The sequence below is a fragment of the Chloracidobacterium sp. D genome (assembly GCF_018304685.1).
GTDB classification, from domain to species: Bacteria; Acidobacteriota; Blastocatellia; order Chloracidobacteriales; family Chloracidobacteriaceae; genus Chloracidobacterium; species Chloracidobacterium thermophilum.
In genome coordinates this window covers 417,553-434,838 of the sequence record NZ_CP072634.1, presented here as the reverse complement: position 1 = coordinate 434,838, position 17,286 = coordinate 417,553, and the positions used below count along the sequence as shown (strand labels likewise).

The 17,286-nt window shown below is 60.8% G+C and carries 17 protein-coding genes and 1 tRNA gene; 3 read left to right on the top strand and 15 right to left on the bottom strand.

Annotated elements, in window-relative coordinates; genetic code table 11:
• Positions 1-36: 36 nt before the first annotated feature.
• From J8C01_RS01840 to J8C01_RS01825, 4 genes are all read right to left on the bottom strand, one after another.
• Positions 37-903 carry an AAA family ATPase gene (locus tag J8C01_RS01840; protein ID WP_211432189.1) on the bottom strand — a complete coding sequence of 289 codons (867 nt, stop codon included), beginning with the start codon at positions 901-903 and terminating at the stop codon, positions 37-39.
• Positions 904-1,000: 97 nt separating this feature from the next.
• Positions 1,001-1,231 carry a helix-turn-helix domain-containing protein gene (locus J8C01_RS01835; RefSeq protein ID WP_211432188.1) on the bottom strand — a complete coding sequence of 77 codons (231 nt, stop codon included), beginning with the start codon at positions 1,229-1,231 and terminating at the stop codon, positions 1,001-1,003.
• 109 nt (positions 1,232-1,340) lie between these two features.
• Positions 1,341-2,273 (bottom strand): hypothetical protein, encoded by a 933-nt coding sequence (locus tag J8C01_RS01830; protein ID WP_211432187.1) that lies wholly within the window; start codon positions 2,271-2,273, stop codon positions 1,341-1,343.
• A 109-nt stretch (positions 2,274-2,382) separates the two neighbouring features.
• Complete coding sequence (locus J8C01_RS01825) at positions 2,383-3,675, bottom strand: tyrosine-type recombinase/integrase (RefSeq protein ID WP_211432186.1); 1,293 nt, start codon at positions 3,673-3,675, stop codon at positions 2,383-2,385.
• Between the two features lie 162 nt (positions 3,676-3,837).
• Here J8C01_RS01825 and J8C01_RS01820 point away from each other — a divergent pair.
• A tRNA-Ile gene (locus J8C01_RS01820) sits at positions 3,838-3,930 on the top strand.
• A gap of 60 nt (positions 3,931-3,990) precedes the next feature.
• Positions 3,991-4,821 (top strand): aldo/keto reductase, encoded by an 831-nt coding sequence (locus J8C01_RS01815; protein ID WP_014098870.1) that lies wholly within the window; start codon positions 3,991-3,993, stop codon positions 4,819-4,821.
• A gap of 16 nt (positions 4,822-4,837) precedes the next feature.
• Here the strand turns inward: J8C01_RS01815 and J8C01_RS01810 are convergent, their stop codons facing one another.
• Entirely contained in the window at positions 4,838-5,260 is a 423-nt protein-coding gene (locus J8C01_RS01810) for a RidA family protein (protein WP_014098869.1), read from the bottom strand.
• Positions 5,261-5,313: 53 nt separating this feature from the next.
• On the opposite strand from J8C01_RS01810, the gene J8C01_RS01805 reads away from it, so the two are divergent.
• Positions 5,314-6,048 carry a rhomboid family intramembrane serine protease gene (locus J8C01_RS01805; protein ID WP_014098868.1) on the top strand — a complete coding sequence of 245 codons (735 nt, stop codon included), beginning with the start codon at positions 5,314-5,316 and terminating at the stop codon, positions 6,046-6,048.
• Here J8C01_RS01805 and purN read toward each other — a convergent pair.
• From purN to J8C01_RS01755, 10 genes are all read right to left on the bottom strand, one after another.
• Positions 6,027-6,665 carry a phosphoribosylglycinamide formyltransferase gene (purN, locus tag J8C01_RS01800; RefSeq protein WP_014098867.1) on the bottom strand — a complete coding sequence of 213 codons (639 nt, stop codon included), beginning with the start codon at positions 6,663-6,665 and terminating at the stop codon, positions 6,027-6,029. The genes J8C01_RS01805 and purN overlap by 22 nt on opposite strands.
• Positions 6,662-7,102 (bottom strand): YraN family protein, encoded by a 441-nt coding sequence (locus J8C01_RS01795; RefSeq protein ID WP_014098866.1) that lies wholly within the window; start codon positions 7,100-7,102, stop codon positions 6,662-6,664. Before J8C01_RS01795 ends, purN begins: the two co-directional genes overlap by 4 nt.
• A complete protein-coding gene (locus tag J8C01_RS01790) occupies positions 7,099-9,975 on the bottom strand; it encodes a hypothetical protein (protein WP_014098865.1) in 2,877 nt (958 codons plus the stop codon). The genes J8C01_RS01795 and J8C01_RS01790 overlap by 4 nt, the downstream gene beginning before the upstream one ends.
• A 123-nt stretch (positions 9,976-10,098) precedes the next feature.
• Positions 10,099-10,797, bottom strand: coding sequence for a response regulator transcription factor (locus J8C01_RS01785; protein ID WP_211432185.1), 699 nt, complete (start codon positions 10,795-10,797; stop codon positions 10,099-10,101).
• Between the two features lie 34 nt (positions 10,798-10,831).
• A complete protein-coding gene (locus tag J8C01_RS01780; protein ID WP_211432184.1) occupies positions 10,832-12,532 on the bottom strand; it encodes an acyl-CoA mutase large subunit family protein in 1,701 nt (566 codons plus the stop codon).
• Positions 12,533-12,706: 174 nt separating this feature from the next.
• The gene (locus J8C01_RS01775; RefSeq protein WP_014098862.1) at positions 12,707-13,225 is read right to left on the bottom strand and encodes a tetratricopeptide repeat protein; all 519 of its coding nucleotides are present in this window, start codon (positions 13,223-13,225) and stop codon (positions 12,707-12,709) included.
• 62 nt (positions 13,226-13,287) lie between these two features.
• On the bottom strand, positions 13,288-13,857 hold the full coding sequence (locus tag J8C01_RS01770) for an AAA family ATPase (RefSeq protein WP_211432183.1): 570 nt from the start codon (positions 13,855-13,857) through the stop codon (positions 13,288-13,290).
• 59 nt (positions 13,858-13,916) lie between these two features.
• Positions 13,917-14,780, bottom strand: a complete 864-nt coding sequence (locus J8C01_RS01765; protein WP_014098860.1) for a Cof-type HAD-IIB family hydrolase — start codon at positions 14,778-14,780, stop codon at positions 13,917-13,919.
• Positions 14,777-15,499 carry an HAD-IA family hydrolase gene (locus J8C01_RS01760; protein ID WP_211432182.1) on the bottom strand — a complete coding sequence of 241 codons (723 nt, stop codon included), beginning with the start codon at positions 15,497-15,499 and terminating at the stop codon, positions 14,777-14,779. The genes J8C01_RS01765 and J8C01_RS01760 overlap by 4 nt, the downstream gene beginning before the upstream one ends.
• Positions 15,492-17,078: a trypsin-like peptidase domain-containing protein gene (locus J8C01_RS01755; RefSeq protein ID WP_211432181.1), complete on the bottom strand. Its 1,587-nt coding sequence runs from the start codon at positions 17,076-17,078 to the stop codon at positions 15,492-15,494. The genes J8C01_RS01760 and J8C01_RS01755 overlap by 8 nt, the downstream gene beginning before the upstream one ends.
• Positions 17,079-17,286: the final 208 nt, after the last annotated feature.

Sequence of the window (17,286 nt, the reverse complement as noted above, 5' to 3'; positions counted from 1 at the left end):
CTGTAACTTTTGGTCACTGATTTCGCGCAATCCCGTTCAGAAGGGTGGCGGTTCGTTTATCGCCTTGCCGGACTCGTCGCACTCCACCAGTACCGGCACTGTGGTGGGAGCGTTACCGTCCCACCACTCCGGTGGGAGCAGGGTTTTGTGAATGATGAAGTGGCGCGCGGCTGGCGGCTCGAAGTCTTTGGACTTGGTGCAGTCAAGCCGCCTTATTCCGCTGTTCAGCCCGTGCATGTGGTAGGCGGCATCCACGGCACAGGTCAGCGACGAATGCGCGCGGGCGCGGTTTTTGTTTTCGTGGCCGGAGTGATGCAGAATCAGCACCGCGCACCCGTAGCGAAGGCGCATCTCGTCACAGGCCGCGATGAAACCGCCCATATCGCTGGCGGAATTCTCGTTGCCGTCAATGCAGCGCGCCAGGGTGTCAATGATGATCAGCCGTGGCTTTCCGCCCCGGTCGGCGGCTTTGTCAATGGCTTCGATGGCCATCCGCGTTTCGCTGGGCAACCCAACGCTGTGCCGGGAGACAACCAGCGGCATGCCCCAGAGTTCTTCGCCCCAGAGACACTCCATCCCCGTCGCTATCCCCCAGGCTTTCAACCGGCGCGACAGACCGTGGTGCCCTTCGCCCGCCAGGTAGAAAACCAGCCCCCGCTCCACCCGGTTTCCGCACCAGTCCCTGCCCGTGGCAACCGAAGCGGCCCAGTCCAGCGCCAGCAGTGACTTTCCGACTGCCGGATCGCCAAACAGAAGAACCAGCGTGTCGTGTTCCAGGAAGCCGCGAACCAGCCAGTCGTGCGGGCGCGGCTTGCGCATCAGGTCAGAAGCGAACAGGGTTTCGAGTTTCCGGCTGTACGCCGTCGCTTCGCAGCCGAAGCGGATGATGCTATTTTCCGTCATAGTGGTTTTTCTCCATCGGCCCGGCACGGTTGCGCTCCCGTCCGGGCTGAAACTTTCCGGGCACGCCAATACGCGCCCGAAGGGTTGATGCCCTGCCCTACGCCGCGCCGGGCGTCTGGCTGTCTGGTTTGCCTTCGAGTAGTCGTCGGATTTCATCCACGGGCCACAGCAGACGGGTGTGAACCCGAATCGGACGAATTGGCCCGTCTTCGTAGCACGCCCATCGCCGCAGCGTTTGCGGGCGTCTGCAAAGCAGCCGCGCGGCTTCGTTGGTCGTAACAGCCGGGCGTGTTTCGCTTTCGAGTGCGTTTGCGTTTGGTTGCGGCATATCTCACCCCGTAGCAGCGGATTGAACGGGGGCAGGATGCCGTATCAGCCCGAATCTGTCGTGGAAGATTCAGGCACTAAAAAAAGCCTTTGAATCTTCCACTTCGGGGCTACGAACCTTCGGGCGAAGGCGGTATGGGGCTGGTTGTCCAGTGAAGCGGTCTGAATAGCTCTACTACCCTGCCAGACTTGCGTTTCGTGCAGGCCTTACGCACGTCATCGTAGGTGACGATGGTATCGGGGTCGTTGATGTCCACAGTCACAATGATGGCGATTGCCCTCTTGACGCGGGGCGTCAGCTCTATCCCGATATATATCGTCAGCATCTCTGCGATAGACCGGATGAGTTCTGTCACCGGATTTGCTTTCCGCGCGCGCAGGGCGGCTGCGGCTTTGCGGGGGCGCGGCTCAAACGCTTCGGCGGCTTTGGCGATGGTGTGGAGCAGGTCAGTTACGCAGGGTGCGTTTTCCCAGGCAGGGCGCAGTTCGTCATTCAGGTCAGACGCATTTCCCAGCAGACGTGGGCGCAGGCGCTCCCATTCCGGGGCGCTGTAGGGGCAGGAAACGTCCGCCCGCTCGAACAAGGTTCTGGCTTCAACCAGCTCCCAGGGCACGCCAAGAAATCCGAGCGATCTAAGCTCCTCGATTTGCCTGGACAGTTTTCTGGCGGTTCCGGCGATTCTCCGGCCCAGACGCCGGGCATCATCCATTCGCTTGCGAAGCTCACCTTTAGCGACTTCCAGCTCACCATCTTCTGCCTGGCGAAACTCGGAAAGCCCGGCGCGCGCACCCAGTACCCCGTAAAAAAGCTGTCGCCACGTCTCGTCATCGAGAGGGCCCAGTAGCGTGTAGGCCTCCTTCATTTGGATGTCGGTCGCCAGGCGCTCGACGCGCTCCCGTTCCTCAATCAATTGCCTGCGTCTGCTCGCTGCTCTGCCTGTCTTGAGCTTCGCATCAAGGTCAGCCAACTCCCTGTCCAGCTCCTGAATAACAGCGCTGGACACCTGCACGACTCCAGCCGGAACCCATTTTGGGTATTTCATACGCACTCCCTTCCAGTGCAGCCCTTCGATGGGGTGTCGCACCGGCGGGCGAAGGGTTCCCGCTGTTCGCCGGGGTGATCAGCCGCCGGCTAGGTGCGACGGTCGGAGTTTACTTCACCGCCCGGAGTTTTGCCGGGTTCGCTTCCGCCGGCGGCTGTTCGATGCCGGCCTGTTCGAGAATCCAGCCTTCGATTCCGGTGTGCCACTTTCGCAGCAGGTCAATCGGGCGGGCGCGATAGTGGCGTTCGGCTGTGGCGCTTGGACGGTGGCCCATAAGTTGAGCTACGACACCCACGGGGGCTTCCACCCATTCGGAAAGCGTCCCGAACGAACGGCGCAGTCCGTGCAGGGTGACGTGTGGGATGCCTGCCAGCCGGCAGACGCGCTCCATGGCGTGACTTGGACGGTTGATGGGCGCATCGGTTCTGTCCGATGCGAACACCCATTGGTTCCGTCGTGGGAGTGCCGCCAGCAGACGGGCAACGTACGGGGTCAACGGAATCGTCCGCTCCCCTTCCACCTTGTCCCGGATGGTAAGCGTCCGCCATTGGAAATCCACGTCGTCCCACGTCAGTTCGAGCAGTTCACCGGAGCGGGCGCCTGTCAGCAGCAGGGCTTGCAGGTACGCGGCTACCGTCGGATGTTGCTGGCGTACCTTCTCGAACCACGGCTGAAGCTGCTCCCGTTGCAGGCAGTCGTCTTTGGCTTTGGGCGTCCCCAGGGTTTCGCGCGCCTTGCGGCTGTGGGCCGGGTTTTCGGCGGGTAGCACCTGGGCGAAGTCGGGGTGGGTGCGGCACCAGTTCAGGAAAGCCTTGAGCAGGCGCAATCCGAGACGGGCTTGCGTTGGGCGATGGGCGTTCCGGGTGGCCCACGCTTCGACGGCTTCGGGGGTGAGACGTGCCAGCGGTTGATTGAGCAGCGCGTAAAGCGGCCCCGGTTGGGTGACGCCTTCGCCCTTTTTCCGGGGTTCGCCCCCCGGAGCAGCCATACGAAGATGGTCAAGGTAGTGGCGTTCGCCCCACACGGCGCGCCGGCTGTGGCAATAGGCGTGCCAGACTTCCAGCGCGCGGGTTTCGGACACTTGTTGCCGGACACGGGCGGCTTCGGCTTCCTGACGCTGCTTTTCCAGCTCCGTTCTTGGGTCAACGCCCCGGTCAACCAGCGATGCCAGTTCCCTTGCCCGCGCGCGGGCGGCTTCGATAGTCCAGTGCGCCGGGCTGCCGATGGTTAGCCGGAGGGTGCGCCGGTTCAGCTTTCCCTCGAAGACGTAAGCGCGGTTTCCGGCCGCGGTCACGCGCAGCGCCAGTCCGGGTACTTCGCTGTCGCGCAGGAAAGCCTGTTCTTTTCCTTCGGGGCAGGTAAAGGACTGCACCCTGCCCGCCGTCAGTCGTGCGCGTGTCATTGCAGATACCCCCATCGGATCATTTTTGCCCCCAGTCCGAGTGTCGGCCGTGTAGCCACTATGTAGCCACTATGTAGCCACTTTTGCTCAAAACCGTTCAATCCGGTTCAACACCAGTATCACCCGCAAACCGCTGGAAAGCAAGGGGTAATGTTGATTTTTGTTGACTTTCCGGGGGCGGCATGAATACTGTTCAACGCCCCCGTGGGCGGACTCATAATCCGTTGGTTGCAGGTTCGAGTCCTGCAAGTCCCACTATTTTTCCAACCCTCTCTTGTCCTCGGCTTTACGGATTACCGACATCCGACCAAAACGATGGTGTCCGCTTTGGAAAGAGTCCCGCTTGGCAACACCGGCTTGCAGGTCAGCCGGATTGGGCTTGGTTCGAGCTACGGCATTGGCGCGCGTGAAGTCGAAGCCGCCTACGAACGCGGCATCAACTACCTCTACTGGGGTTCCATCCAGCGTCCTGACTTTGGCAAGGCCATCCGCCGTCTGGCAGCGCGCGACCGGGAACGGCTCGTCATCGTCGTGCAGACGTACACCCGCGTCGGTTTTCTGATGAAGCCTGCGCTCGAATCCGCCCTGCGGGAACTCGACACCGACTATGCCGACGTTCTGCTTCTGGGCTGGTGGAATGACATGCCGCCGCCCCGCATCCGCGACGCCGCCCTGCGGCTCAAAGAGTCCGGCCGGGTACGTTCGATTATGATCTCCTGCCACGAGCGGCAGATGTTCAAAGCCTTCATCGGTGAGCCGGTGTTCGATGCCATCATGGTGCGGTACAACGCCGCGCATCCCGGCGCTGAAACCGAAGTCTTTCCCTACCTCAGCCAGCGCCGGGTAGGTGTGGTGGCTTACACCGCCACGCGCTGGGGCTCGCTGCTCGATGCGCGCCTGACACCAAAGGGCGAACCGACGCCGACTGCGGCTGACTGTTACCGTTTTGTACTAACCAACCCAAATGTCGATGTCTGTCTGGCCGGGCCGAAAGACGCCCAGGAACTCGAAGCCGCCTTTACCGCCCTTGACCGCGGCCCGATGTCAGAAGAAGAACTCCAGTGGATGAAGCGGATTGGAGCAGCCGTCCGGGAGCATCACCGGCAACCCTGGCTGGCACGCCTCGTCTCCGACCTGACTTCATAGCCCAACCGCACCGGCACTAGGGCGCAGGCACAGAGGCCACGGCTTTTATTTCGATGAGCAAATCCGGATGCGGCAGCTCGCGTACGGCCACGGTCGTTCTGGTCGGGCCGGTTTCAGCCGTAAAGTAGCGGTCATACACGGCGTTGAACGCCGCGTAGTCGGCCATGTCCACCAGAAACACGGTCACATCCACCACCTGCGCCAAGTCAGCTCCGGCCGCCTGCAGGACAAGCCGCAGGTTTTCAATGACAGCTTCGGTTTGCCGGGCGATGTCACGTATGATGCGCCCGTCAGGCGTACGGGTTATGCCGGCAATTGAGTCGTCCGGCTGCCGCGACGACAGCCCGGAGACAAAAATGAAATTCCCGACCCGCCGCGCATGGGGATAGTTCGCCCGCGGACGGGCCAGTCCGTGAAGCAGAATGTTATGGCTTTCCATAAGGTTTTCCCAAACGGTGTCACACTGACAGAACGCAGGGAGAAGCACGCCCGATGATTCCGATTCACGATGACGTGCCATCGAGCCGCTTCCCATTTGTCACCCTTGGCATCATTGTGGCGAATGCCGGGGCGTTTGCCTTTGAGCTGCTGCTGACCGAACGGCAACTTCAGCGGTTCTTTTACCAGTTTGCCGTCCAGCCCTACGAATACTTTCTCTACTTCAGCCCCTACAATCAGGGACGCATCGAGCTTTCTGATCTCATCGTTCCCCTGTTCACCTCGATGTTTTTGCACGGGGGCTGGCTTCATTTTTTGGGGAATATGCTCTACCTGTGGATTTTCGGCGACAACGTCGAAGACCGCATGGGACACGTCAAGTACCTGGTGTTTTACCTGCTGTGTGGTCTTACGGCCTCCGGGGCGCACATTGTCTCCGACCCGACCAGTCACATTCCAAGCCTCGGCGCAAGCGGCGCCATTGCCGGCGTACTGGGTGCTTACATCTGCCTCTACCCACATGCGCGTGTGTTGGTTCTGGTGCCGATTTTCATCCTGCTCTACACCTTTGAAGTCCCGGCCTGGGTGTTTCTCGGTATCTGGATTCTGCAAAACCTGGCTTCCGGCATTGCCACGCTGAGCGTTGAAACGGCGCAGAGCGGCGGCACAGCCTGGTGGGCGCATATCGGCGGCTTTGTGACCGGTTTGACACTGGTCTGGCTGTTTGCCCGCCGGATTCCGCCGCGTCAAATCCCGTACTACGAAGCCTATATTCCCTGGGACGACTGACCCTGTGCCGACTGAAAGACAACACGGCGTCCTTCCAGTGTCCAGGGTTCGTACAGCAATCGCTCAATAGCCGCCGGATAGGTTTTGTGCTCGGCGGCCAGGATGCGCGTGGCCAGGGTTTCCGGCGTATCGTCATCGAGGACCGGCACGGCCGACTGCATGACGATGGGGCCGTGGTCGAGTTCCTCGTCCACGAGGTGGACGGTACAGCCGGAGACTTTCACACCATAGTCAAGCGCCTGACGTTGGGCGTCCAAACCGGGAAAAGCCGGGAGCAACGACGGGTGAATGTTGACAACGCGGTGTAGGAAAGCCTGGATAAACGACGGAGCTAACAACCGCATAAAGCCGGCCAGACAGATGAACCGGGGGTTATAGGGACGGATGACCTCAAGCAAAGCGGCTGAGTGCTCAGCGCGCGACAACCCGACGTGCGAGACCACATGCGTTGGGATTCCCTGCTCCGTGGCAAAATTCAGCCCTGGGGCATCTGCGCGGTTGCTGATGACGGCCGCCAACGTAGCCCGGAGACGCCCCTGCCGGATAGCTTCGGCCAGGGCCCGCAAATTCGACCCACGCCCGGAAATCAGGACGACAAGACCTGGACGTTCGCTCATGGCCGGAAAAAGTCCCTGAAAAGTCGGATGGTCGGTTGTGCACCCGGCGCAGCAACAATGCTCACCACGTCGAAGCGGTATGGCGCGTCAAACGGGCCAATGAGGGTGCGGTAACGTCGGGCAGCACGCGCCAGCCGGGCTTGCTTGCGGGGCGTGATGGCGCTTTCCGGCGTGGTGAAGTCGGTTGTTGTCCGGGTCTTGACCTCGACAAACACCAGCGTTGGCCCATCGAAGGCCACGATGTCCAGTTCGCCATAGACGCGCGCACCGGTCCGGGTTCGTCCAACCGGCACTCGCACGTTGTAAGCCACGATCTGCATACCGCACCGGGTCAAAAAGTGTGCCGCCAGGCGTTCACCCTGCTGACCGAGGCTTTGACGGCTCGTTTCGGAAGGCGTTGCTTCAGAAAAGCCCAGCCGTTTCAGGAGCGTCTTCATGAGCGTTGCGGATGGCTTTCCTTCGCAGGGGATGGCGCGCGGCGTAAAGGCGCCACCAGCGCCCGCAGAACGATGTAAGTCCAACGGGTCAGGGCAGCCTTCCAGGGGGGACGGTGGGTCAGGCGCTCAAGGCGTTGCAGCCGCCGTTCGAGCAGGACCCGCTCTTCGTCGGTGTAGTAGGTGCCGCCAGCGGAGGCAAGGCGTTCGGTCAGGGTTTCCTGGAGCTGCGTGACCAACTGCGTCAGTTTTGGCAGCGGGTAGGTTGCAAGCACCAGTTCCTGGTCGCGCAGACGTATGGGTGGAGTATCGAGTCCCAGAAAGTCTTCGAGCAGGTAGGTCTCCGGCGGATGCCAGTCCGCTACGGAGCTCACACACTGGAGCGTCCAGACCAGATGCAGAAACCAGCGGCGGAGGAGCCACGCCGGCCAACTCAGCCGGGCCAACTCCTGGATGTCCTGCCACCGCTGGGCATAAGTACGGCGTTCGGGCGGTTCAGTGTCTTCCGGCAGGGCGGCATACCACTCACCGAACGTCTGGGCTAATGCCCGGAGTTCCGCACGGGAACGCAGCATGAGCAATGCCACTGAAATCTGCTTGAGACGCTGAATGGTCGTCTCCAGGGCTTTCCACTCGGTCAGAATCCGCTCGTCCGTCAGGTCGAGACTTTCCAGATCGTTCAGCGCCACCAGATACGAGGCCAGACGGATGGGTTCCCGGCGTTCGAGATCACGAATCAGGGCTGGCAGCCGGGAGCGATACTCGGCGCGTTCGGTCTCGCCCAACACAAGCAGGTCATCGAGTCGGCGCTGGATGCGCCGCAGGCAGGTTCGTGCAGCTACCATCTCCTCGTAGGTGTACGCCTGGCTTCCGAGTTCGAGCGCCATTTCAATGGATTGGGTGAGCACCGCCACATCGTGGGTCTGGGGCGTGACGTGCTGCGCCAGACGCTCAAAAGTGTAGGTCGCCATGGGCAGGTCGCTGCGCGCCAGGAAGGCCCGTTTGCCAAGATCATCCACCGACACCCGTGCGGTATGCCGGGACGAAGGCTCGCCTGAAAAGATTTGTTCTTCGAGGTCAGCACGCTCCTGGGCACGGGTCAGGACGCTGATGTGAAAGGCCCGCCAGAACCGCAGGAACGCTTCTTTCAGAATGTCCTGGGGCTGACGCATAGTGGACAGTCCGGCTTCCCGGTCGGTGTAGAGCAGCAGGGGAAAACTGACCTTGGTAAAGGAAAGCTCCTGTTCGATGTGCCAGGCGGCCAGCCCGTCCAGGTGATACTGCTCGACATCGTTGGGCGTCCGTCCGGTGAGAAGCCGGACATAGGTGCGGCTCCATTCAAGCACCAAGCCTCGCCACTGAAGGTAGTGCTCATAGTTGTTCTCCCGCGCCCGGGCATAGTCACAGTCAAAAGCCCGCCGCAGGTAGTTGAGGCAGTTGAGCAGGTCCCCGGTCAGCAGGTTTTCAGAATGAAGCCGGCGTTCTGCCGTATCATCTGCGGCCGGAAACAGGGAGCGCCGGTGCTTGATGGCGCTGATGAGTAACTCAGCCAAGGTGTTGCGCTGATTGAAGACATCCATGCCCTCGGCCAGCGGCAGCCCGTTGCGCCGGGCAAAGTGGGCTGTGCCTTCGTTCAGCCGCTCGACGGCGTAGATGTCGCCGGTCGGAGTGGCAAACTTGCGTACCGCATCGTGACAGTAAAAGGTCAGTTCGCAGAAATCCCCGACGCGCTTGAGCAAAAAAAGCTTGCTGCGCAACGTCAGGGACGATCCCAGAAACTCCCGCTCGAAACTGTGGAGAAAGCGATGGAGCACTTCTGGAAGCAGGTTGAAGAAAACCTCCTGGAGTAAGGGCAGGTAAGTCTGGTAAACGGCATCCACGAACCGGGGGCCGTCCTCAGCAAGGGCCCTGGCCGTCACCGTCAGAAAGTTTTCGACGAAGTGAATCTGGCCTTCGAGGGACTCAGACAGGTGATGCTGGATGTACTCACCCAGGATGTAGGCCACGGGATGATCGGGTCCCTGATTGCGTACCTGGATGGTAGGGATACCACGGCGTTTGGCCAGAGCTTCGAGGGTGTATTCCACAGCAGCGGCAAACAGCGTGTCATCCGTGATTTTCTGCCACTTGCGGGCGCTGATGAGCATGGCCAGCAAACCAATCTCACCTTCCCGATCCAGCAGGTTCTGCTCCTCGATCAGGCGCTTGAGGTAGGCCGCATCCGACGGCGAGTACACAGCCGTGCCGTTTTTGTCCTTGAGAACCGTCGTCTGAAGGCTGACTTCAGCCCGGTCGGCCGCCGTCTGTGGAATGAGCGGATGCCGGAGCAGGGACTGGAGCACCTGCACCGCACAGCGTTCGATGACCTCGTGGGTTAACTCCTGGTTTTGTCCGCGCGGCAGTGTCGTGCGAAGAATGGTTTCCAGATTGAGGTCCACGGCCAGTTCGACCGGCCGCATGGCAGGCGGAAAGTTGGGAATGAACTCACGGCAATACGGAAGCAGGATGTCAGCCGCCCGAACCTCGAACTCGGCAATGCGAATCTCACCGGTGCGGAACTGCTCCCGGTGCCAATCGGCAATGACGACAGCAATCTGGTCCTTGATTTCCGCAATCCGCACCTGCTGGCGCAGCGCCGTCCGCAACTCGCTCAGGTTGAGAACCTGCGTGGTGCGGCCGGCTTCCCCGCGCAGCGGAGCCGTTTCACGGGCCGCCACGTGGCTTGCCACCAAGGCTGGCAACCCAAGCTTGCTCAGACGCTCATTGAGTTCACGCTCGATTTCATCGAGGGTTGGTGGCGTGGACGGCAGCTCCCCTGACGACGCCTGCCGAGGCACAACCGCTGGCGGAACCGTGGTTGGAGAAGTCCGCTCCATAGAGAAACCAACCCGTCAGGTGACATAATGGCGGGGAAAGATGTGCCGACAAAGAAAGCCACACAACTACATCCGTCAGGTGCCTGCAACCTGCGCCGGCAGCGTTCCCCGGCTGCTTTGAGCTTACCCGTGTCGCTTGATCAGCCGCGTAATGTCCATGGCCATCGTAATCTGATCGGCCACTTCATACGCTTCAAATGAGTACATCAGAAGCGGCGAGGCCAGAATTTCCCGTACCGCAGCTTCGCCCAAACGGTCTTCGAGCCTGGCATGCACGGCATGCCCTCCCTCGAAGAAAATGGCGCCCGAAACGGGAGACTTATCACCCAGGTCGCTTTTGAGCAGAACGTTCAACTTGCCGCTCAGTTTGTGCCGTACCACCAGATCGATACACTGGGCGAGGGTAACTTGCTGGAGCGGGTCTGGCGTTGCCCGTCCGGTAGCCAGTGCCTGATGCCGGGCCAGGACACTGTTGACGCGAATCAGGAGTTCTTCCAGCGCAAATGGTTTGCCCAGATAATCATCGGCGCCGAGACCAATGCCTTCCAGACGCTCTTCGGTGTCCCGCTTGGCGCTCAGGAAAATGAAGGGAATGTTTTTCGTCGCCTGATTGAGACGCACGAGCTGGCACACTTCGTGGCCGGTCATTCCGGGCATCATCACATCACACACGATGAGGTCAAAGGGCCCCTGCTGCTGCAACAAGCGCATGGCAGGAAGCCCCCCATCAGCTTCAACCGTGGTGTGTCCGCCGTGCTTGAGTGCCATCACGGTTGCCAAACGCACGTCCGGCTCATCGTCAATTACAAGAATGTGTGCCATAGCCAGAGTCTTCTCAAGGTGTCAAAGGATGGGACTAAAATGCAGGTTCCTGATACTCACCAAAGACCGGGCGCAAACAGTCACAGATTTCGCCCAAAGTGGCATAGGCGCGCACGGCTTCGATGATGAGCGGCATCGTGTTGGCGCTGGTGCGCGCCCCCGCGGCCAACGCCTGCAGAGCGTGTTTGACCGCGGCGTTGTCACGTTGCGCCCGGAGCGCCGCCAGCCGTTCACGCTGGGCCTGCTCGGCACGCTCATCAATCAGCAGCAGCGGCACTTCCTGGGTCTCCGACTGGGTAAAGCCATTGACCCCGACAATGATTTTTTCACGGCTGTCCACGACTTTCTGATACTGGTACGACGCTTCCTGAATTTCCTTCTGGGGAAAACCGGCCTCGATGGCCGCCACCATGCCGCCCATGGCGTCAATCCGGCGGATGTAATCGAGGGCTTCAGCTTCCAGGTCGTTGGTCAGCTTTTCGACGAAGTAGCTCCCTCCGAGGGGGTCAATGGTATTGGTGACACCGGTTTCATGCGCAATGATCTGCTGCGTACGGAGGGCAATGGTCGCCGCCTGCTCCGAGGGAAGCGCCAGGGTTTCATCGAGCGAGTTGGTGTGCAGCGACTGCGTGCCGCCCAGAACGGCCGCCAGGGCCTGAATGGCCACCCGCACGACGTTGTTGTACGGCTGCTGGGCCGTCAGCGTGCAGCCGGCCGTCTGCGCGTGGAAGCGGAGCATCCAGGAACGTTCCTGCTGCGCCCCGAAACGTTCACGCATGATGCGCGCCCAGAGCCGCCGCGCTGCGCGGTACTTGGCAATTTCCTCAAAGAAATCGTTGTGGGCGTTGAAGAAAAACGAAAGCCGGGGGGCAAAGTCATCCACGTTGAGACCAGCTTCGATGCAAGCCTGGACGTACTCAATGCCGTCCCGCAGGGTAAAGGCCAGTTCCTGCGCGGCCGTCGCGCCGGCTTCCCGAATGTGATAGCCCGAAACGGACACGGGATTGAACTTCGGCATGTGCTCGACGCAGAAGGCAATACTGTCCGTCACCAGCCGCATCGCCGGACGGGGTGGATAAATCCATTCTTTCTGGGCAATGTATTCCTTGAGAATGTCGTTTTGGAGCGTACCGGAAACCTTGCGTAAATCCGCCCCCTGCTTCTCGGCCGTGACGATGAACATGGCAAAGATGACCGAGGCGGGGGCATTGATGGTCATCGAGGTCGTCACCTTTTCGAGTGGAATCCCGGCAAACAGGGTTTCCATATCGGCCAGGCTGGACACCGAGACCCCACACTTGCCGACTTCGCCCAGCGAAAAGGGGCTGTCGGCGTCGTACCCCATCAACGTCGGCAGGTCGAACGCCACTGACAATCCGGTTTGCCCCTGCTCCAGCAGATACCGGAACCGTTGATTCGTATCCTCCGGCGAGCCAAATCCGGCAAACTGGCGCATCGTCCACAACTTGCCCCGGTAGCCGGTGGCATGAATCCCCCGCGTGTAGGGAAACTCTCCGGGAAAGCCAAGGTCGCGGACGTAGTCAAAATCCGGGAGGTCATTGGGCGTGTAAAGCCGCTGAATCGGACGCAGTGAAACCGTTGTGAAGTCCGAACGGCTCTCCGGCATCCTGGCCAGCGTCCTGGCCAACGTCGTGGCTTCCCAACGCTGCTGGGCAGCCTGCAGGGTGTCCGGCTCAGTGTGGACAGGCGATGTTGTTGTCGAAGCAGCGCTCATTCCCCCAACCTCTTTTTGCCTTTCACGGGCTTTCTGGTACAGGCTCACGGCTCGTCGCTGGTGTCTTGCGGGCGGGAAAATCACACCAACTATGAACCACGCCCGAAAACTATATCCAAGTGCTGGACAAGCGGCAACGCGCCGCCCAAATCTCCGGTGCCCCGGTCTCAGGCCCTAGTCCGGGATAGGCCGCCCCATACTCTGGTAGATGAGTTCGATCTCTTTTTTCTTTTCCAGCGCCTCTTTGTTGTCGGGGTCCAGAGCCAGCACCTGCCGGTACATCCGCAGCGCCGCCGGATAGTAAATGCGCGGCCCGGCTTGTCCAAGATCGCGCAGGGCATTTCCATATTCGACCTTGGCCGCGACAAGCTGGCGCTTGAGGGCGGCGTTCTGTGGCGCTGCATCATAGTCCTTCTGGCACTTGCGAACCTTTTCAACCAGAGCCAGGGTTTCCGGTTTGAGTAACTTGATGAAGTTTTCGTCCGTCACCGGATCGCCATACTTGGGCGCAGCATTCGGCACCGAAGCTGGGGGCTGCCCGGCCGGTGGCGTCGGCGCCGGGGTGCCAGCTCCATAACCACCTGCCGCTGGCGCCGGTGCATTCGAGGATACCGGGCGCGGTGCATCGCCACAGGCCGCAGTCAGCAGCCCAGCCGCAAGCAACAGCATTGGCACACACTTCACGGTTTTCATACCTTGGTTTCTCCGCTCGTTGAATCAGACCAGCTCACGCTATCACAGACCGGCACCAGCGCCTACCAGCCCTTGGCATCCCCCAGTGTAACGTTTCTCTCTGCGGCTTCCCCGACAGTGAGTGGTTGACGGACAACCACCACAGACGACACGGCCTCCGGGGTTTCCAGGGTGATGACGGAGGAAAAACCCTCCGCGTCCAGGGCTGGACGCGCCTGGCGCAACGCCGCGTGCTGTTGCGCCACGACTTCCGGTGGCACCTGGCGGTGCGGACGCGCCGCGTTGCCGGCCAGGCAGATTTCAAGCGGCAGGTCAAAGACGATCAACACCACTTCGACGCCCTGGGCCAGGGCAAATTCCCGCAGCCGCATTCGTGTGAACGGATACGCATGGGTGGCGTCCACGACAGTCAGTTTCCCCCGCGCCAATCGGCGGGCAGCAATAAAGTACAAGGCGTCGAAGGCATCTCCCGTCGCCGACTGATCCCGTTCGTCGTCCGCCACCAGCGACCTGAACACATCCGAGGAAAGCACCTCGGTTGGCGCAAACCACCGCCGGGCAAAGGTCGTCTTTCCTGAACCCGACGCGCCGGCCAGCGCGATGAGTGTCCGTGGTGGGATGTGAATGCGCATACGGTACAAACCGTGTCGGGACAATGGCCCCGTGGCTACTCTGGGAAACCTCTGCCCATTCATTCACTGGGCAGCGACGTGGGCTGTCCGAAGATGTAGGTTTCGATGACCTGTGCCACACCGTCTTCGGTGTTGGGTGCCGTCAGCTCAAATCCCATGGCTTTGAGTTCCGGTTCGGCATTGCCCATGAGAATCCCCCGCCCGGCATAGCGCAGCATGTCGAGGTCGTTGTAGTTGTCTCCGACAGCAAGAATCTCTTCGCGTGCAATGCCGAGCTGGGAAGCGACATAGGCAATGCCGGTGGCTTTTGAGCAGGACGGATGCATAAGGTCGAGAATTGTCATGTCGTTGTGCGGATAGGTCGTCACCAACAGCCGGGCTTCCGTCGCCATGTCGCGTTCCAGCACTTGCGCGAGGGACTGCATTGCGGCACAGGGACCGCAAAACATCACCTGGGTGACGGGTTCCTGCACAAACACCCGCAGGTCGTCCACCTGATGGACATACTGGCGGTTGATTTCCAGGTAGTAGCGCAGCGCAGTGTTTCGCTCCGAAACACCATCGGTCAGGATACGCCCGTCGCCTTCCGGGTCATCCAGGGCAATGGTGTCAGCACCAAAGGCTTTGCCGATCGCCAGGAGTTCGCGCGCGACGGTCACATCAAGCGGCTGGTAGTGGTGAACGGCTGCCGTCTCGATGTCTTTGACGAGCGCGCCATTGTGTGTCACGAGTGGCGTGGTGAGACCGGCATCGCGGGCGATGGGGCGGGCCGAGTGAAAGCGGCGCCCGGTTGCAATGACCACAGCCACTGCGTATTCCTGAATGGCGCGTTCCATGGCCCGGCGCGTCCGTGGGGTCAGCTTGCTGTCCGGGCCAAGCAGCGTGCCGTCCAGGTCCACGGCCAGCAGACGGTAACGGGTCATGGTAACGTCCTCCTCCCGACGGCAATCGGCTGCAACAACCCGGTGAGGCGGGTCAGGTCGTCAATGAGTATATCGGCTTCAGTCAGTTCGGACGAGGCACGAAAGCCATAAGTGACACCACAGGTAAGCGTCCCGGCGGCGCGTCCGGCACGAATATCGTTTGGGCTGTCACCAATCATGACAGCTTCCGCCGGGTTGATACACCCACAGGCCGCGAGTCCGGCCTGAACCGGTGCTGGATATGGCTTGCGTTCCGGCAGCGTATCGCCACCGATGACCGCTACGAAATGCGTCCGCAGCCCCAGTCCCTGCAGGATCGTTTCTGAGAAGCCGGCCGGCTTGTTCGTGACCACGGCCTTGGGCAACGCCGCAAAGTATTCGAGAACCGGGCCGACCTGTGGGTAGGCGCGGGTCGTCGCCAGCAGGTGCCGGGCGTAGTGTGTTTTGAAGCGTTCCAGGGCCGCGCTGACAAAGGCGTCCGAAAGCACCGGCCCGGCACCGGCGGCAGCTAGCCCGCGCTCGATGAGCCGGCGCGCTCCATCGCCAACCAGGTGCGTCGTCACTTCGACGCCAAGGGGCGGCAATCCCAGGTCGCACAGCGTGAGATCGAGTGCCGTAGCCAAGTCACGGCGGGAGTCCACCAGGGTGCCATCGAGATCGAAAAGCAGGGCGCGCACCCGGTAGCGGGGTGTCGGCTGGACTCGTGATGCTTCAACCAAGTGGCTTCCCCGTTTCGCGCAGAAGTTTGAAAGCGGCTCGAATCGGTACGGCCAGATTGTTGCCGGGAACCTGCCCGCCGCCTTCATCCACCGTGACTTGGGCATTGATGCCAATGACCTTGCCGGTGCTGTTGAAAATCGGGCTGCCGGAGCCACCTTCCTGCGTGGCGGCATCGTGCACGATGCGTCCTGCAACCAGCCGGGTCACGTGTCCCTGGGTGACGAGAGGGACGAGTTCACCGCGTTGGGCCAGCAGGATGGCCTTTTCAGATACCCTGAAGCGCCGTTCGAGATCGCGTTTGAGCTGCCCATCCGTGAGTTGGGCCACGAGCACATCAACGCCATTGGGAAACCCCATCAGCAGGATGGCCTGGCCGGTGATGTCGGGCAGGGGCTTCGTTTCATCTTTCTCAAAGCCCTCGATGGGCAGGATGGGTATCCTGGCATCACCCGGATTGAAGGTGCACAGGGCGACATCGCTTTCCTGTGAAAAGCCAACTGGTTTGAGGGCAAAGGGTGTCTTGTGCTCGGGAAAGTAGGCTTGAATTTCCTTGATGTAAGGCTTTCCACCGAGTTGGGTGATGAGTTTGTCGGTAGGATCAGTCCACCACGGCTGGGCAATATGCCGGTTGGTGAGGATAACGCCTTCCGCGACGACAAATCCCGTGCCACTGAACTCCTCGAAAAATTCGTTGCCGGTGCCTTCAAAGCTTACGTTGAGTTTGCCATCGGCAGAGAGCGCCCGGCTGTCATCAAAGCTGTGGTCAATGTAGCGCAGGGGACGCTGCTGGGCATCCCGGTAGGTATAGGTTCCGACGATGAGGCAGACCCCACCTCGGTAGCTGGCCGCGATCTTGGGTGCAAAGTTGATGGCTTCCTCGTAGTCCTTGAGGCGGTTTTTGAGCTTTTCGTTCTCCTCCATCAGCACGTCAATCTGGATGCCTGAATCGCGGTTTTTGCTCCGCAGGTCTTCCGTCAGCTTGGCGTAGTTCCACAGGAAAACGAAAACGATCACCGTTGCCGACATCACCGACAGCGGAATCAACACGGTCAGCAACAGTGCCACGGCCCGTACCCAGGCTGGCATCTCCGCGTAGAGGGCAAAAACCAGTTCCTTGAGAAAGCGCGTCGCGGTTCGCGGATGGAGCTGCCCGCCAGCATCAACTTCAGGAAACTGAAGAACCCCTGCGGCTGGTGGCACGTCCGACTGAGGTTTGGCTACGACTTTGAGCAGGACTTTCTCCGGCTCACAGCCGGCAGCGACCTGGCGTGGCTCAACAGCAACGACATCCCCATCGGTCAGCGCAATGGGCGTTCCATCCACCGGGGTGTGCAGTTCGTCATTGATGCGAAATGAATAATGGTCGGCGTCATGCACGAACAGCTCCAACCGCTGTGCCTGGCGCCGGATGGCAGCCACGGCCCCGGCGGTCTCCGCACCCGGAACATCCAGGACGACATCACATCCATCCCCGACGCCAATCGTGACGGCTTCCTTATCCAGCACAAGGGAACGCCCCTTCCCTGCCCCAGTCAGGGAAACCACCAGCAGATTCGACACCGTGTTACCGATTTTCATGGCTGTGCGACAGACAGGAACCGCCAGAAACCAGAGATCAGGGAGCCTCAAACGGTGGGATGGATTTTCTCATCAACCCGAGACAATTGCGCCAACTCGCCCAAGCTGGCAGCCGCACCGGCTGCCAGTCCGACAAGCGCCCATGTTACTTTTGACCGGCCTGGACGACAAGGTTTTCCGCAACGGCATTGGGTGGAGATCGCAGCCA

Coding starts and splice junctions, on each gene's coding strand:
- J8C01_RS01840 (WP_211432189.1), bottom strand. CDS start 903: ATGACGGAAAATAGCATCATCCGCTTCGGCTGCGAAGCGACGGCGTAC.
- J8C01_RS01835 (WP_211432188.1), bottom strand. CDS start 1,231: ATGCCGCAACCAAACGCAAACGCACTCGAAAGCGAAACACGCCCGGCT.
- J8C01_RS01830 (WP_211432187.1), bottom strand. CDS start 2,273: ATGAAATACCCAAAATGGGTTCCGGCTGGAGTCGTGCAGGTGTCCAGC.
- J8C01_RS01825 (WP_211432186.1), bottom strand. CDS start 3,675: ATGACACGCGCACGACTGACGGCGGGCAGGGTGCAGTCCTTTACCTGC.
- J8C01_RS01815 (WP_014098870.1), top strand. CDS start 3,991: ATGGTGTCCGCTTTGGAAAGAGTCCCGCTTGGCAACACCGGCTTGCAG.
- J8C01_RS01810 (WP_014098869.1), bottom strand. CDS start 5,260: ATGGAAAGCCATAACATTCTGCTTCACGGACTGGCCCGTCCGCGGGCG.
- J8C01_RS01805 (WP_014098868.1), top strand. CDS start 5,314: ATGATTCCGATTCACGATGACGTGCCATCGAGCCGCTTCCCATTTGTC.
- purN (WP_014098867.1), bottom strand. CDS start 6,665: ATGAGCGAACGTCCAGGTCTTGTCGTCCTGATTTCCGGGCGTGGGTCG.
- J8C01_RS01795 (WP_014098866.1), bottom strand. CDS start 7,102: ATGAAGACGCTCCTGAAACGGCTGGGCTTTTCTGAAGCAACGCCTTCC.
- J8C01_RS01790 (WP_014098865.1), bottom strand. CDS start 9,975: ATGGAGCGGACTTCTCCAACCACGGTTCCGCCAGCGGTTGTGCCTCGG.
- J8C01_RS01785 (WP_211432185.1), bottom strand. CDS start 10,797: ATGGCACACATTCTTGTAATTGACGATGAGCCGGACGTGCGTTTGGCA.
- J8C01_RS01780 (WP_211432184.1), bottom strand. CDS start 12,532: ATGAGCGCTGCTTCGACAACAACATCGCCTGTCCACACTGAGCCGGAC.
- J8C01_RS01775 (WP_014098862.1), bottom strand. CDS start 13,225: ATGAAAACCGTGAAGTGTGTGCCAATGCTGTTGCTTGCGGCTGGGCTG.
- J8C01_RS01770 (WP_211432183.1), bottom strand. CDS start 13,857: ATGCGCATTCACATCCCACCACGGACACTCATCGCGCTGGCCGGCGCG.
- J8C01_RS01765 (WP_014098860.1), bottom strand. CDS start 14,780: ATGACCCGTTACCGTCTGCTGGCCGTGGACCTGGACGGCACGCTGCTT.
- J8C01_RS01755 (WP_211432181.1), bottom strand. CDS start 17,078: ATGAAAATCGGTAACACGGTGTCGAATCTGCTGGTGGTTTCCCTGACT.